Origin of the sequence: Sphingomonas sp. PAMC 26605, assembly GCF_000241485.1 — a bacterium.
GTDB lineage: Bacteria > Pseudomonadota > Alphaproteobacteria > Sphingomonadales > Sphingomonadaceae > Sphingomonas.
Map to the genome: position 1 here is coordinate 26625 of NZ_JH584244.1, position 13152 is coordinate 39776.

19 protein-coding genes are annotated in these 13152 nt (G+C 60.7%); 11 read left to right on the forward strand and 8 right to left on the reverse strand.

Annotation, left to right across the window (positions count from 1 at the left end):
• Positions 1–360: 360 nt before the first annotated feature.
• Genes RH90_RS20830 through RH90_RS20840 form a run of 3 tightly spaced genes read right to left on the reverse strand, consistent with a single transcriptional unit; the run spans position 361 to position 1987 of the window.
• Positions 361–915, reverse strand: coding sequence for a DUF1190 domain-containing protein (locus tag RH90_RS20830; protein ID WP_010188830.1), 555 nt, complete (start codon positions 913–915; stop codon positions 361–363).
• A gap of 9 nt (positions 916–924) precedes the next feature.
• Positions 925–1338, reverse strand: a complete 414-nt coding sequence (locus RH90_RS20835) for a DUF350 domain-containing protein (protein WP_010188831.1) — start codon at positions 1336–1338, stop codon at positions 925–927.
• A 10-nt stretch (positions 1339–1348) separates the two neighbouring features.
• Positions 1349–1987 (reverse strand): DUF2491 family protein, encoded by a 639-nt coding sequence (locus RH90_RS20840; protein WP_010188832.1) that lies wholly within the window; start codon positions 1985–1987, stop codon positions 1349–1351.
• Positions 1988–2099: 112 nt separating this feature from the next.
• Here RH90_RS20840 and RH90_RS20845 point away from each other — a divergent pair, with 112 nt between their 5' ends.
• The 5 genes from RH90_RS20845 to RH90_RS23010 all read left to right on the forward strand — a co-directional run bounded on the left by RH90_RS20845 (position 2100) and on the right by RH90_RS23010 (position 5918).
• The gene (locus tag RH90_RS20845) at positions 2100–2531 is read left to right on the forward strand and encodes a YjfI family protein (RefSeq protein WP_010188833.1); all 432 of its coding nucleotides are present in this window, start codon (positions 2100–2102) and stop codon (positions 2529–2531) included.
• Positions 2532–2556: 25 nt separating this feature from the next.
• Positions 2557–3282 carry a PspA/IM30 family protein gene (locus RH90_RS20850; protein WP_010188834.1) on the forward strand — a complete coding sequence of 242 codons (726 nt, stop codon included), beginning with the start codon at positions 2557–2559 and terminating at the stop codon, positions 3280–3282.
• A 3-nt stretch (positions 3283–3285) separates the two neighbouring features.
• Complete coding sequence (locus tag RH90_RS20855; protein WP_010188836.1) at positions 3286–4449, forward strand: glutathionylspermidine synthase family protein; 1164 nt, start codon at positions 3286–3288, stop codon at positions 4447–4449.
• Positions 4450–4862: 413 nt separating this feature from the next.
• Positions 4863–5360, forward strand: coding sequence for a MucR family transcriptional regulator (locus tag RH90_RS20860; RefSeq protein WP_010188838.1), 498 nt, complete (start codon positions 4863–4865; stop codon positions 5358–5360).
• 144 nt (positions 5361–5504) lie between these two features.
• Entirely contained in the window at positions 5505–5918 is a 414-nt protein-coding gene (locus RH90_RS23010; RefSeq protein WP_010188840.1) for a GNAT family N-acetyltransferase, read from the forward strand.
• Between the two features lie 49 nt (positions 5919–5967).
• Here RH90_RS23010 and RH90_RS20870 read toward each other — a convergent pair whose 3' ends face one another.
• Entirely contained in the window at positions 5968–6237 is a 270-nt protein-coding gene (locus RH90_RS20870; protein WP_010188842.1) for a hypothetical protein, read from the reverse strand.
• Here RH90_RS20870 and RH90_RS23740 point away from each other — a divergent pair.
• Positions 6236–6496 (forward strand): hypothetical protein, encoded by a 261-nt coding sequence (locus tag RH90_RS23740; RefSeq protein WP_157134790.1) that lies wholly within the window; start codon positions 6236–6238, stop codon positions 6494–6496. The two genes, RH90_RS20870 and RH90_RS23740, sit on opposite strands and share 2 nt — an antisense overlap.
• Before the next feature lie 232 nt (positions 6497–6728).
• Here the strand turns inward: RH90_RS23740 and RH90_RS23745 are convergent, their stop codons facing one another.
• Entirely contained in the window at positions 6729–7265 is a 537-nt protein-coding gene (locus RH90_RS23745) for a hypothetical protein (protein WP_157134791.1), read from the reverse strand.
• A 146-nt stretch (positions 7266–7411) separates the two neighbouring features.
• Positions 7412–7795, reverse strand: coding sequence for a hypothetical protein (locus RH90_RS20875; RefSeq protein WP_232280464.1), 384 nt, complete (start codon positions 7793–7795; stop codon positions 7412–7414).
• A gap of 342 nt (positions 7796–8137) precedes the next feature.
• Between RH90_RS20875 and RH90_RS24520 the strand changes: the two genes are divergently transcribed.
• The gene (locus RH90_RS24520; RefSeq protein WP_010188845.1) at positions 8138–8341 is read left to right on the forward strand and encodes a sigma factor-like helix-turn-helix DNA-binding protein; all 204 of its coding nucleotides are present in this window, start codon (positions 8138–8140) and stop codon (positions 8339–8341) included.
• A gap of 84 nt (positions 8342–8425) precedes the next feature.
• Here RH90_RS24520 and RH90_RS23750 read toward each other — a convergent pair whose 3' ends face one another.
• A complete protein-coding gene (locus tag RH90_RS23750; protein ID WP_157134792.1) occupies positions 8426–8659 on the reverse strand; it encodes a hypothetical protein in 234 nt (77 codons plus the stop codon).
• On the opposite strand from RH90_RS23750, the gene RH90_RS20885 reads away from it, so the two are divergent.
• Positions 8653–8886, forward strand: coding sequence for a hypothetical protein (locus RH90_RS20885; RefSeq protein WP_010188847.1), 234 nt, complete (start codon positions 8653–8655; stop codon positions 8884–8886). The two genes, RH90_RS23750 and RH90_RS20885, sit on opposite strands and share 7 nt — an antisense overlap.
• Before the next feature lie 66 nt (positions 8887–8952).
• Here RH90_RS20885 and RH90_RS23015 read toward each other — a convergent pair whose 3' ends face one another.
• A complete protein-coding gene (locus RH90_RS23015) occupies positions 8953–9222 on the reverse strand; it encodes a hypothetical protein (protein WP_010188850.1) in 270 nt (89 codons plus the stop codon).
• Positions 9223–9566: 344 nt separating this feature from the next.
• Here RH90_RS23015 and RH90_RS20890 point away from each other — a divergent pair, with 344 nt between their 5' ends.
• The 3 genes from RH90_RS20890 to RH90_RS20900 are packed head-to-tail and all read left to right on the forward strand — an operon-like array spanning position 9567 to position 12849.
• The gene (locus RH90_RS20890) at positions 9567–10148 is read left to right on the forward strand and encodes a hypothetical protein (protein WP_029625562.1); all 582 of its coding nucleotides are present in this window, start codon (positions 9567–9569) and stop codon (positions 10146–10148) included.
• Complete coding sequence (locus tag RH90_RS20895; RefSeq protein WP_232280465.1) at positions 10145–11671, forward strand: relaxase/mobilization nuclease domain-containing protein; 1527 nt, start codon at positions 10145–10147, stop codon at positions 11669–11671. Before RH90_RS20890 ends, RH90_RS20895 begins: the two co-directional genes overlap by 4 nt.
• 17 nt (positions 11672–11688) lie before the next feature.
• Complete coding sequence (locus tag RH90_RS20900; RefSeq protein ID WP_232280466.1) at positions 11689–12849, forward strand: hypothetical protein; 1161 nt, start codon at positions 11689–11691, stop codon at positions 12847–12849.
• Positions 12850–13152 lie beyond the last annotated feature (303 nt).

The window sequence follows — 13152 nt, forward strand, 5'->3', positions numbered from 1 at the left end:
GAATACTGTAATGCGCTACGGTGCCAAGCTCGCCGCAAAAAGCGGCTCCAGCGCGAGGTTGGCCAAGCGATTTGCGGCTGAGTAAGCGATGCGAACGGTCGAATCCCTTATTTATCCGATCGCAGGCAACCCATTGGCCGATGTTCTTGTCGTTCGCGTCAGCGAACGAGAAAGGCCCTTCTCGTCAGGAGCGGATGCAGCCGTCATCCTCAAATGGCCGCTACAGTACCAGGACATAGATTGATGGTAGCAGCTGCCCGGCAGGAGACGCTCAGGTCGAGACATTGGTTTCTCGCAACCAGCAACGCTAACGTGACAATGTCGAAACAGGTAAACCGTAGAGACGCGCGACTTGAAAGACTAACCGCCGAAGCCACCGTGTCCGAAACCGCCGCCAAAGCCTGAGCGCGAGATCACCGCACTCCGCGACTGGACGCGTGCCGGTGCGCGTGCACTCGAATTGAAGGCGTCTGAGCCGACCTGCGTCCGGCCGGTGACATAATCGCGACTGATCCGGTTGCCTGCGCCACCAAAATAGCTGCCGTCGCGGTCGCGGTACATAGGCGCGCCGCGGTAACCGCCGCCGCCGTTGAGCAACTGCCCGACGACGAAGCCCGTCAGCAGCGGGGTGAAGAAGCTGCCGTTGTTACGCGGCACGCACTGCGCGACGCCATATTGCTCTTCGCAGCTCTGCCGCTCGTTAAAGCGCGGCGCGTTCTGCTCATTCGCCTTTTGCGCCTGGGCATAGGCCGCTTCGCACTGGTCTGCCGGGATCTTGCCCGCGGTACGGCATTCGGAAACGCTGGTATAGCTCAGCGCATCGACCGGCTTGCTGACGTCGGCGTCGCAGGCGCTGAGCGACAGGCCGGTGCCCGCCATCAACGTCGTCAGCACGATAGATTGCGATCGCTTCATCGTCTTCCCTCAGGCGCTCATGCAGGCGGCGTTGAGCAGCCCGACACCGAGCGAAATGCTCGCCATGTAGATCGCGGCGGCCACTTCGCCGCGCACGATCCGGTCGCTGAAGTCACGCATCGCGACCATGCGCACGATAGTGAAGGCGACGATCTGTATGACGCCGGCGAGAAGTGCCCATACCGCAAATTCAGGCAGGCTGACGGTATGTTCGAGCGCGGAGGCGAGCGGCAGGATATAGCCGAGCAATGCCGCGCCAAGCGTGATCGCAGCGGCGACATTGCCCTCGCGGATCAGCGTGCGTTCGTTGTACGGCGTCGCCCACTGATAGATCAATTTGAAAGCGATGGTGAACAGCCCCGCAGCGACGAAAGCGACGAGGAACGCAACGACGCTTTGCCCAAAACCATAGGTATCGCTCATTTTCGTCCCCTCACGCGCGAAACTCGCCGAGTTCCAGCGCCATCCCTAGCATGATCTCGAACGAAACCTCGCCTGCCTCGTTTTCCTGGTCGATCGCGAGAAGCAGTTCATGGCCATCGCCTTCGACATCGCGCCCGAACAGCATGCAGGTCTGGAAGATCCGCCGGTCGACTATCCCGTCGCGATCGTCGTGGAGATCTTCCCAAAACGTCACCGGTTCCTGCCGCTCGGCTTCGTCCCCGAACCAGGCGCGGCGATATTCGGGCAGGCCGGCATCGGTGAAGTTGCGCGCTGAAAGCCGCCCGCGCCATTCCGGGCGCTCGAATGGGCCGGCCGGATAATAGCTTTGCCAAGGTGCAAACAGCGTGACGTCGGTCACGTCCTGTCCCTCGCGATCGTTGGTCACCGCTTGGAACATCACGTCGTCGTCGGTGTAGAAACGGTGAATGAAACCGCCGTCGTCGAGCGCGACCAGGCCCTGTGCAACGATCTGCAGCGTGTCCGAATCGAATGGGAACAGCAAAGCGCCACCAAAACGGCGCCACGCCAAAGGATCGAGCACCACGGTGCGGCCGATCGTCACGTTGCGGATCGCGGACAGGCCGGGCTCCATCGCGACTGGCTTGCGCCCGAACAGGCGGTCGAACATCCCATATCCTCGGCTGGTGCTTGAGCGCCCGCTTAGAACAATCGGGCGACCCCCGCTAGCGTGCGTTGGCGGAAGCCTTATGTATGCGGCAGAATCTGGGAGAGCTTGTGCCATGACCGATACCGCCTGGACCATTCGCACGCTGAAGGCCGCGCTCGACGAAAGTGCTGCCGTCCGTGCTGGGGAACTCGGCCTGCGCATCGTGGAAGGCGCCGACCCCGTACTGCTCGTCACGCTGCACCAGCACGGCGACCTCGAAGCGTTCGTCAACGTCAGCGAGGCGCAGATCGCGGCGTCGGTGCTGCTGTGGCCGTGCGACGAGCAGTCCGATCGCGCCGGCTTCAACGAATTCCTGCTCAAGGCGCAAAAGCTGGTGCCCTTGTCGAACTTCGGCATCGCGACGGTCGATGGTCGCGATTTCTACGAGCTGTTCGGCGAGTTAGCGACCAACACGCCGCTGCATACGATCGAGACCGAACTGCGGGCGCTGGCCGACAATGCCATCGACGCCGCGACCGAGCTGCGGGCCGCGTTCGCCGCCTGACCCTTTTCGCTGGAGTACATTTGAAATGGCTATCTGGAGCAAATTGTTCACGCTCGGTCGCGTCGGCGCCAACGAAGCCGCTAGCGCCGTCGTCGATGCCAACGCCCTAAGGATCCTCGACCAGGAAATCCGCGACGCCGACAAGGCGCAGGGCAAGGCGCGCGACGATCTCGCCGGGCTCGTTGCACGGCGCCGCATCCTCGAGACTGAGGTCGAGAGCTTTCGCGCCCAGGCGACGAAGTATGAGACATCCGCACGGCTGGCGATAGAGAAGGGCGACATGGATCTCGCGCGCCAGGTCGCGCAGCGTGTCGCCGATCTCGAGCAGGACATCGCGATGAAAGCGCCGCAGGTCGAGGAGATGCGTGCCGCCGAAGACAATATTCACAAGGCGGTCGCTGCAACTGATCGCAAGATCGAACAGCTCCGCCGCGAGGTTGAGGTCGTCAAGGTCAACGAGTCGGTGCAGAAGGCACAGGCGACGGTCGCTGCCAGCGGTGCTGGCTCCTCGCTCGGCTCGGCCGCTCAGAGCCTCGCGCGCATTCGCGAGCGCCAAGCGATCCGCGGCGAGACGATCCGCGCTGCCGGCGAACTCGAGGATCGCCGCACCGGTGCCGACCTCGACGAGAAGCTCCGCTTGGCCGGGATCACGCCGGGACACTCCTCCGCGGACGATGTGCTCGCGCGCCTGAGCCCGCCCAAGCCGACGCTGCAGATCGAGCAGCGCGACGACACCGCGCGCGACTCCTGAGGCGTGCGGCGTCTCGCACTTCCGCCGCGCCCCGACTGGCGCGACAAGGCCGATGCGATCGGCTTCGTCTATCACGATGCGGACGGGGCGGCCTATTGGGACGAGGGCACTGCTTACGCCTTCACGCTGCGCGAGATCGACGAGGATATCGAGCCCGCCGCGGCAGAGTTGCATGCGATGTGTCTCGATCTGGTCGAGGCGGCGGTTCGCGACGCGGAAATGCTGACCCGGCTGGCCATTCCGGCCGCGCAGCATGACTTTGTGGCGCAAAGCTGGCGCGAGCGTCAGCCGTCGCTTTATGGGCGCTTCGACTTTGCCTATGACGGCGCTGGTCCGGCCAAGCTCTACGAATATAATGCCGACACGCCAACCTCGGTGTTCGAGTGCGCGACGTTCCAATGGCTCTGGCTCGAGGAGTTGATCGCCAGTGGCGCGCTCCCGGCCGGCGCCGACCAGTTCAACAGCCTGTTCGACAAGCTACGCGCACGTTTCGCGGCGATCTTCCCGCTGGGCGGCTTCGTGCATTTCGCCGCGGACGGCAGTGCGATCGAGGATCGCCAGACCGTCCGCTTCTTCGAGGATCTGGCGAGCCAGGCCGGACTCGACCCGAAATTCGTCGAGATGAAGGATATAGGGTTCAATGCGGCGGGTCGTTTCGTCGATGCGGAGAATTTCGAGCTTCAGGCGGCATTCAAGCTCTACCCGTGGGAGATGATGTTCCGCGAGCCGTATGCGGTAAACCTCGCCAAAGCGGGCGTCCGTTGGATCGAGCCGCCGTGGAAGGCGATCCTGTCGAACAAGGGACTGCTGCCATTGCTGTGGGAGCGCCATGCGGGCCATCCCAACCTCTTGCCGGCCTTTTTCGACGATGATCCCGCGGCGGCGACACTTGGGGCGAACTATGTGCGCAAGCCGCTCTTTTCACGCGAGGGCGCCAACGTCGCTGTCACCCGCGATGGGGTCGAGGGAACCGTGCTAGACGAGGGCTATGGCGCGGAAGGCTTCATACGCCAGGCGTTTCATCCCGCGCCGATTTTCGATGGTCGTCATGTCGTGATTGGCGCGTGGATCGTGGGTGACGAACCTGCGGGCATCGGCCTTCGCGAGGATGATGCACTCGTCACTCGCAACCTTGCCCGGTTCGTGCCACACTTCATCGAAGGCTGAACACCAGGTTTGGCTCAACCGTCGTTGTTTGACGCGACGCTGGTATAATCGTGACACCTACATTTGGCAGCAAAAACTGTAAGGTCGCCATTCTTTCCGGGTTTCAAGTAGCGGGCTTTCAACGATCTCAGACATAGCGCCCCAATGCCTCACCGGATTAGTAGTGGCTCAGCATCGGCAACGCTATTGCCCCCTCCGAAATTAGCTGATGAAGTCAGCTCATCGCCGCGTGCGGCCCAACACCTTGCAACTTCAACGTGGCGAGACGACCTGTGCGCACCGCGCATCAGTTGGCTTGGTTTGAGCGCGCTTTAGCTGTCTGATAATAGCGATCGTGCTGATCCACGTTTCTGTTACGTTGGCGGTGATTTTTACGACGTGCTCGCTACATCCCTGCTGGGAAGGAAAAAACATTGACTGACGAAACTTTAAATACCGTCGAACTGGCTACCGAATTGACGATGGCATGGCTGTCGAACCCGAACACGCGCACGTCGGCGGAGGATGTGCCGGCATTCTTGAAGTCGATGCATGACGCAGTGATCGGCCTCTCGACTGCCTCGGTCGAAGCCCCAACCGAAGACGCTGCTCCTGAATTTATAGCGGTGGTCACTGCGCGAAAGTCGTTAGCCAATCCCGATGTCATCATCTCGATGATCGACGGCAAGCCCTACAAGACGCTGACGCGTCATCTCACCACCAACGGTTTGACGCCTGCCGAATATCGTGCGCGCTATGGCCTGAAGGCCGATTATCCGATGACTGCGCCGTCCTACTCGGCAATGCGTCGTGATATGGCCAAGAAGATCGGTCTAGGCCGAAAGCCGGGCCTGAAAGCTCCTGTGAAGGGCGAGGCTCATGCATCGGAACCGAAGCGCGGTCGGCCGGCGAAGGTGGTCGATCCTGCTTGAAGCGACAGGCGGCGAGCGTGCGGTCATGTTCGCCGCCAGCTGAAAAGCCGACTGGTTGGGGCTCACTATTTGCTACCATTTAACGCGGTTGCTCCCCGCTCCCTGACCTGTCGTTCGACCTCCAGAAGCTGTTAGGAACGGGCGATGGATAGCAGCTATGATCACGCCTTTGAGATCCCGACTGTAGACGACTACCAACGGCTGCGCGTCGCCGCAGGGCTGACCCCCCGAAGCAAGGAGGCTGCAGGGGCCGGTTTACCCAACACGGTCGTCGCTGTCGTAGTTCGCCATGTAGGACGTGCGGTCGGCATGGGTCGCGCTATCGGCGACGGGCTGTTTTACCAGATTGTGGATATCGCAGTTGAACCCCAACATCAGGGACAGGGCCTTGGGAAAACGATCGTGTCGAATCTCATGGAGGGACTTCGGCGGGTAGCGCCTGCCGAAGCCTATGTAAGCCTGATCGCCGACGGTGAAGCCAATAAACTTTACGCTCAATACGGCTTCATTCCGACCGCGCCTGCATCAATTGGCATGTCGCAATGGATCGGCCGATAGCGTTTGGACATACTCCATGGGGTAAAGGAGGCCGGTGCAGGGCCCGCTATCAGCTCGCCGAAGGGCAGCTTGAGACCGTGACCGGTGTCAACGTCCGTCCGTCGGCGGTTTCGATGGCATAGCGAATAGCGCCGCCGTGGCTGACGAGGTCGGTGACGTTATGCTGTTTGCAGGTGCCGGCTGTGAGGCCGCGTGCGAAGGCACCTTCGGGAAAGTTTATTGGCGCGCCCGGAGCGAGCTTGACGTCCACCTCGATTGTTCGCCCGTCTGCCTTGGCGCCGGTGAGCGTGCTGTAGGATCCGAGTTGGAGCGGTGCCATGGCGTTCAGTACAGTCGCCGTAAGATCTGCCCGATGCTCAGGCGTATCGGCTGCCGCGGGATGTCAAATCATCTTCATCCCGGTAATCACGGTAGCGACCGCCAAACCAATCATCCATTTTGCCATATCAAAACCCCTGCTGCTCGCTCAAGAACCGTTAATGGAAGAAGGTAAAATCTCCTTTGTGGGTCATGGTAAAAGCAGGTTCGGCACAACGAACGCCGCACCTGCTCGCAAACTGCTCGCGTTTCCATATTAGGCAATGCACGCGGTAATCTCGGATACGAAATGGTAGGAACTGTAATTCTCAGGCACCTGGCGATGGGCCGAAAACGACGGTTTCTGGTCGCTAGCGAAATGGCTGCTCTGGAACGCAATTATGGCGTTAGCGACCGCGAGCACTTTTCCGGTTTGGCCGTGGCACCGATAATCTCCCGACTAGCTGTTCAGATGATCACGCTTGCGGCCAAACCCGTTCGGAAGCGACCTGCTCAGGGCAACCGTACCCGATCCAGTCCGACGTTGGGTGAGCGCCTGTTTTGCACGTGCCGAGCGTTTAGTATCCAAGTCTCCAGTTCAGCATCGGTCGCCGAAAGAACTTTCGTGGGGATGTCTAAGCGCCTCTGTGTCGCGCCGGCAATTACACGCACGCGCAAATAGCGAAAGCTCCGATTTCCCGATTTTTTGACGATAAATTCGATAGCGATCACATCGTTCCAGCTAAATTCTTGCCGCCCTGCTAATCTTTGCACAGTAATACCGGAAGATTTCGCCGCAAATGCGATGCCGTCGCTAAGGAGAATTAGCATAAGACGGACGCACGAGAACCAGACGATCCCGATGAGAGTGAGTGCAACTGCCCAGCGACCGACCGGACCGATTATATAAAGTGTTCCCACGAAAATACCGAAAACATGGCCGCTGGTGATATGCTGATCGAACGTGACCGCCAGAATTAAAGGCGTGGCAATCAGCGCAAGCACTAAATGCTTAATTATCGCGTATTTCGAATAAGACAATTGATACATAAGCAAGGTCTCAAGCGGGAGCTCAGTCTATCGGCTAAAACATCAACGTCTGGTTAAATCGTGCGCCTTGGCGGGTACGATCAACGGGAAATGTTCGTTTCCAGCGCCTTGCTTCGCGGCGGCGTACAGAATCCGACTCCGACAGGTTAGCGACGCATTTCGAACCAGTCGGTCGCATCCTCACCGTACAGCAGCAGTATCGCCAACGCCTCTACGGCGAGTTGCAGCGTTGAGGTTGCGATGATGGCCGTGTCATGCTGCGCCATCGGGTGGATCAGTCCTGCGCCGCGAAGGAAGGCCACGCTAGTTACGACGCCGAGCAGCCACCGGACCGCCAGCGCATTGCGCGCATCGCGCGACGCCGCAAAGAACACCAGCAGCATCAGGAGCACGGCAAAGCCCAGGCCGACGGCTCGGACGATCTGGATACGCATCACCAACGTTGCCATGGCCGCAGGCGCAATCGGAAAGGCGAAGGACATCGTGCGGCTGGCATAATAAGCCAGCGCCGCCGAAAGCATGAGGCTCATCGCAAACAAGCCTGCGAACAGACGGATTGAAGGGGACGTCGCCACGGTGCCTGCTCCGATCCGCGACATCATCCGCGCGGCATAGCGCGTCTAGCGCGCCAATGCCTTCCCAGCCTTTAACACCGCGCCGTCTGCATCGACTTTTTTGCGCAGGTGCCGGACGTTCTACGTCAGCCATACTGGTGAACTTCCGTCGCCGCAGCATCGGGTAGCATCGCCCCGATACCTACTTGCTCGTCCTTGCGCCTGACTCCAGCTCACCGCCGTGATCATTTCCACGCCAGTCTGCCCGAGGAAGCCTTCGATCGGTTGCCCGGCGCCGAGGGCGGGCAGGACTAGGCGGTGGAGTTGCGCGACATCGGATGGGCCCTCGGCGAGCTCAGTGCAAACCACCGCGATGCGGTACTGCTTGCCGGAAAGGGCGTGTCGATCGAGGATGCAGCATGCCAGCTCGCTATCCCTGAAGGCACATTCAAGAGCCGGGTTGCGCGCGGCAGGATGCGTCTCCGCAAACTGATCGAGGACCGCGATGCCCGGCCGCTCTAGCAAAACGTGCGCAAGGACAAACCCCGGGGACGCCGTCAGTGGGAAGGAGCGATGATCGGATAACCGGTTGGCTTCGCGATCCAGCTAGGCGCGCCGTGCGTCGATTTTGATACCCCTCACGTTCATGGCGAGCAGTTGCCAGCGCCCAAGGTGCTGGCCGATTTCACGACGCAGGCCCGACCCGGTATCAACACCTTGATATTGCGTTTGCGGTCGACGAACGGTGGTTGGAAAATGATACCATTGACGCGCGCGGGTATAAATGTCGCGAACGACAAACCGATCAACTGATTTACGAAAGAGGACGAAGAATGTCATTTTTGGATGAGCTGCTGGAGGGCGGCAGCACGTACCGGGTCAAGGCAACTGAAGGCGGGGCGGTATTCCAGCCGATTAGCGATCGCGATGACGACCTGGACGCATTTCAGGATATTGTGGGGCAGATCGAGGACAATGAGGGTGATGGCTACGAGGTGTTTCTCACCCATCCGCTTAGTACGCACGGACGCAACCTAATCGATCGCATTGTGATAACGATCGACTAACCGTGGCGGGTCAAGGCGGCAAAGATCTGGTTTGTTACCCTGGCGCGACACGCTCCACTCCGATTCCTAGGTTGCGGAGATTGTGGAGAGGTGTTGTGCGACTGCTTGGGCGCCGTGAGTGCCAATGGCCGATGCGATAGTGCGGGCCTCTGACTTTTCCATCGCCGGGATTTTGACGCGATCGAGAGCGGCGAGAAGGGCAGGGCGCCCGGCATCGCGTGCAGCAAGCTCAGCGGCCTTTGCCTGCTCAGCGAGTGAAGCAAGTTCCGCCATAAGAGCTTTTTGCCGCGCTTCGATGGTAGCGAGATCGACAGGCTTGGAGGAGGGACGGGGCATATGCGTGGTCTCCTGGGGTAGTGAAACAGGGGGACATAATGTCTGAGGTCGGCTGAGATTTCTAGGATGATCGATAGCACCCGGATCATTAAAAACTGAAGCAAACAACGCGCGCCGAAGGCGCACTGTGTTCAAGGTTGATCCAACAGAACGTAGACGGGGCGGCGTATGTTTGGTGCGTGACATGTCGTCCTGTTGCTCCTGCTCCGCGTCTGTGAGATGATGCAAGGTGTGGGAAGGAGTGGCAGGTCCATGGGAAGTAAATATAAGGGATGGCAGGATATGCCTCACGCCACCAATGTCGGACGTTGGTTTATGAGGTTCCGCTGCTCGGGGCTCTCAAGATGAAGGTTACGGTCCGGCTTAGCGACGTTCTCACCGCGGAGATTGATCGTATCGCTGTGGCGTCTGGACAGACGCGCAGTAGCTGGATCACGGCTGCGCTAACGGAAGCTGCGCTCACACCGGAGAGCCGAAGCGTACCGGTCATGCCGGTGCAGGGGAGGGGCCACCCCGACGACTACATCCGGGTGACGGTTCGCCTCAACCGCAGTGAGATGGAGGCGATCGATACCGTTGCCGCGCCGATGCGCCTGACCCGCAACGAGTGGATCAAACGCACGATCCGCTGGCAGCTTTGGGACAGGGCCGCGCTGCTGCGTCTCGCGCCGGCGACGCAAACCGAGATCGGGAAAGTGCGGAAGCAGGTTCTCGCGATCGGGCGAAACATCAACCAGGCGGTCCACGCAATGAACGCGGCGAACCAGCCGGAAAGCTCGCTCGACATAGCTCGCATCGCCGGCTCCTTCATGGAGACATGCGCTGAGTTGCGCACCCTTTTGATCGAGGCGCGTCGCTCTCTGGCATCCTCGATCGGCGGGGAAATCGGGTACTGGACCCGCAAGGATGAGGCACCGGGCGAGTGAGCTTTCGTCTCTCCCCCGGCACCATGGAGTCGATGGCAGGCGTCTTCGCGCCTCCCAAAAAGTACCGCATGGGATCTGGTGGCGGTAGCGCCAAAGTCCCGAAGACCGGGGGCACGATCCTCGGCATGGCCGTCGCATCGATGTTCCCGAAACCGGCAAAATCATCCGGCGGATCACGCCGTAGTGCGCAGGCAAAACATGCGTTCGGAGGCGGGTCGCAGACCCGTATGAACAACCGCGCTGTGATGACGGCCGACCGTACTTCACGTCGCGCACCCGAGGCCGTTGTGCGGATCACAGGGCGCCAACATGGCGGCGGCCATGTCCTCGCGAACTTCTCCTACATCAGCCGCCTGGGCCACGGCGATGAGAGCGAGCTCGGTCTGGAAACGAGCGAAGGCGAGGTGTTGCGCGATGGCCGCGAGATGCAGTTGCTCGCGAAGGAATGGCACGGCTGGGAGATGGACGGCGACGCCCGGAGGAAGGGTGCGACATCGATTTCGATGATCCTATCGATGCCAACCGGCACCGATCCAGATCGCTTGAAGGATGCGGCGCTGGACTTCGCGAAGGAGGAATTTGCCAATCGATCGTGGGTCGCATCGCTCCACGTCGATCGCGAACATCCGCACGTTCACCTGACGATCGCGCGCCGCGATCATGATGGCCGGCGCTTCCATCCGAACCGCGACGACCTCTTCCGGTATCGCCAGCGCTTCGCTGAAAAGCTGCGCGATCGCGGCATCGAGGCGAACGCCACGCCCGCCCGTGCGCGCGGCATCGACCCCAAACATGAGCCGATCGCCGCGGTGAAAATGCGCAAGAAGGGGCAAGTGCCTGAGATCGACAAGAGCCGTATCGCGCGTGCCGAGCGGCTTCGCGCGGAGGGTCGCGAAGACCCTGTTATCGCGATGCTCGCGAGCCGACAGGCGACCGTTCGCGCAACCTACACACGATCGATTGCGGAACTTTCGACGTCGCTTTCGGCCGTCGATCAACACGTCGCTCGGAGCCTCGAACGGTTCGTCGCGACGATGCCCGAGCCCGAACCAAACTCAGTCAGGGCATTGCGTGAAGCCGCAGAGCGGGGTGTTGAACCGCGTGTCGAACCAGCACCGAAGCTATCAGTTGGCCTGGACGTTTCCCCGACGTCCGAAGCCCCTAAATCAATCTCGACCGTTGAGCGGATGCGGGCATTGCACGCAGAGCTAACTGCCCGCAATGAGCGCCGCAGCCTTACTCCGACGCCCGCTTCTGACCAGGACAAGCCGCAACCGTCCAAGGTAGCATTGCGCGTTCAGGAGCTTCTCAAGAGCGACCAAAGCCGGAAAGACGAGGCTGTCGAAAGCAAGCCACCCGAGGATCCGAACGAGCGCATCCGCGCCCTCCTGGACGAGGTAGTCGAGCCTACCCCAGCGATGGACCTCGATCAGGCAAATGCGGTCCTCCGACGGGCCGAGGAGCGAAATCGGGAACGGCTCGACCGCGATCGGGCGAAAGATAGGGATGGGCCAAGCCGATGAGTGGGGATGCAGGACCCGTGGCGATTGCTGCCGTGCTTGATGCCGTCACGCTGTTGCGAGGCGAGATGGCGGCAATCACAAGGAGCAACGCGCGCATCGAAGCAGGGCATAAGGAGCTACATCAAAGGCTCGACACTATCGAGGCCGCACAGGCCGAACTCGCCAACGTAGCACCGTTCCTCCAGAACCATTTCGGCAAAACGGTTGAGGGCAATGAGGCACTTGGCATGACCCTCGATGCAATCGCCACGGTCGTAGCCGCTCTCGCTAGCGATAATGAAGCGAACCACGCTGAAGCTACCGCGGCCCGGGAGAAGATCCTTGGACACCTGACTGGAGCGACCGGAGGGTTACGCGAGGCGATCGATGCCGGTGTGATGCCCCTGACTGAGCTGATCGATACCCGCCTGAAGGCGAACGACGCGGCAGCACAGGAAGGAATTGCGGACGTCAAAAGGGGACTATCGGGCATTGCTGAGGTCGCCGAGAAGATCATCAGGGACGGATCATCCGCGCGCGAGCAGGCCAAAGCGGACCTCAAATCAACCGGAACGGTTATCGCGTTCACGCGCGCGGCCGTCCTTGGAGACCACGCGCCGCTGCCGGTCATCGTTGATGATCATCCCATGCTGGAGCGCTACATCCTCCATCAACGCCCAGACCTTACATCCAGCGAACGCGCCCTGGTCGAATGGCGTAAGGTGATCGCAGCGACCAGCGCGGAAGAGCTTATCGCTCTTCTCAATAAGCAGCAGACCCCTTCGCCAACCGACACGCCAGAATCCCGCCTGCTTCGGTATCGCCTGGCCGCCATCACTCGAGCGAAGATCGAAGAGCGCGGAGGAGTGCCGCCGCTTCGGCCGACCACGACCCGGGCGACGGATCGATCAGCCGGCACCGGCTACTTGCGAAACCAGGAACTCGCCGCGCTCTGGCGGCAGGGCGAAAGCACCGAGCTATATGCCGAGCCCGAACTGGCGGGCGCGCTCGACATCTTCGACGCCCTTGACGATAAGATAGCGCCTTCAGCGCCCGACGCCTATCAGCCCGAGCTGAGCGCGCTTCACAGCGACCTGGCGAAACGCATCGAATTAGGCGAACGGCCCACGCTCCATGAGAGCCGTCCGAGCGCGCAACCCGACCGCGCTCCCACGATCGAGCCGAGCAAGGATCGATAAGGCCGCGACCCAACGACGCCCTTTTCAACTTGGCCTCAAACCAGCGCCTACACGCACCAAGTCTGTCAGAAACTCCGCAAAAGACAAGTCCATCATCCATATCCTCGAACGGTAGGCTAGAAGGATCCTCAAAGCGATCCAACCATTGCCGGACCCGACCGCGCAAGATGTGAGCGTTTTCTCGATCGACTAACGCGCTGGCGATAGCAGCAGCCTGCATTGAATAACCGTAACCAGGCAGGCCCGAGGGGCAGCGATTGGTCTCCATGGTCTTTCCTTTCTCAAATAGAGCCGAAGGCGATG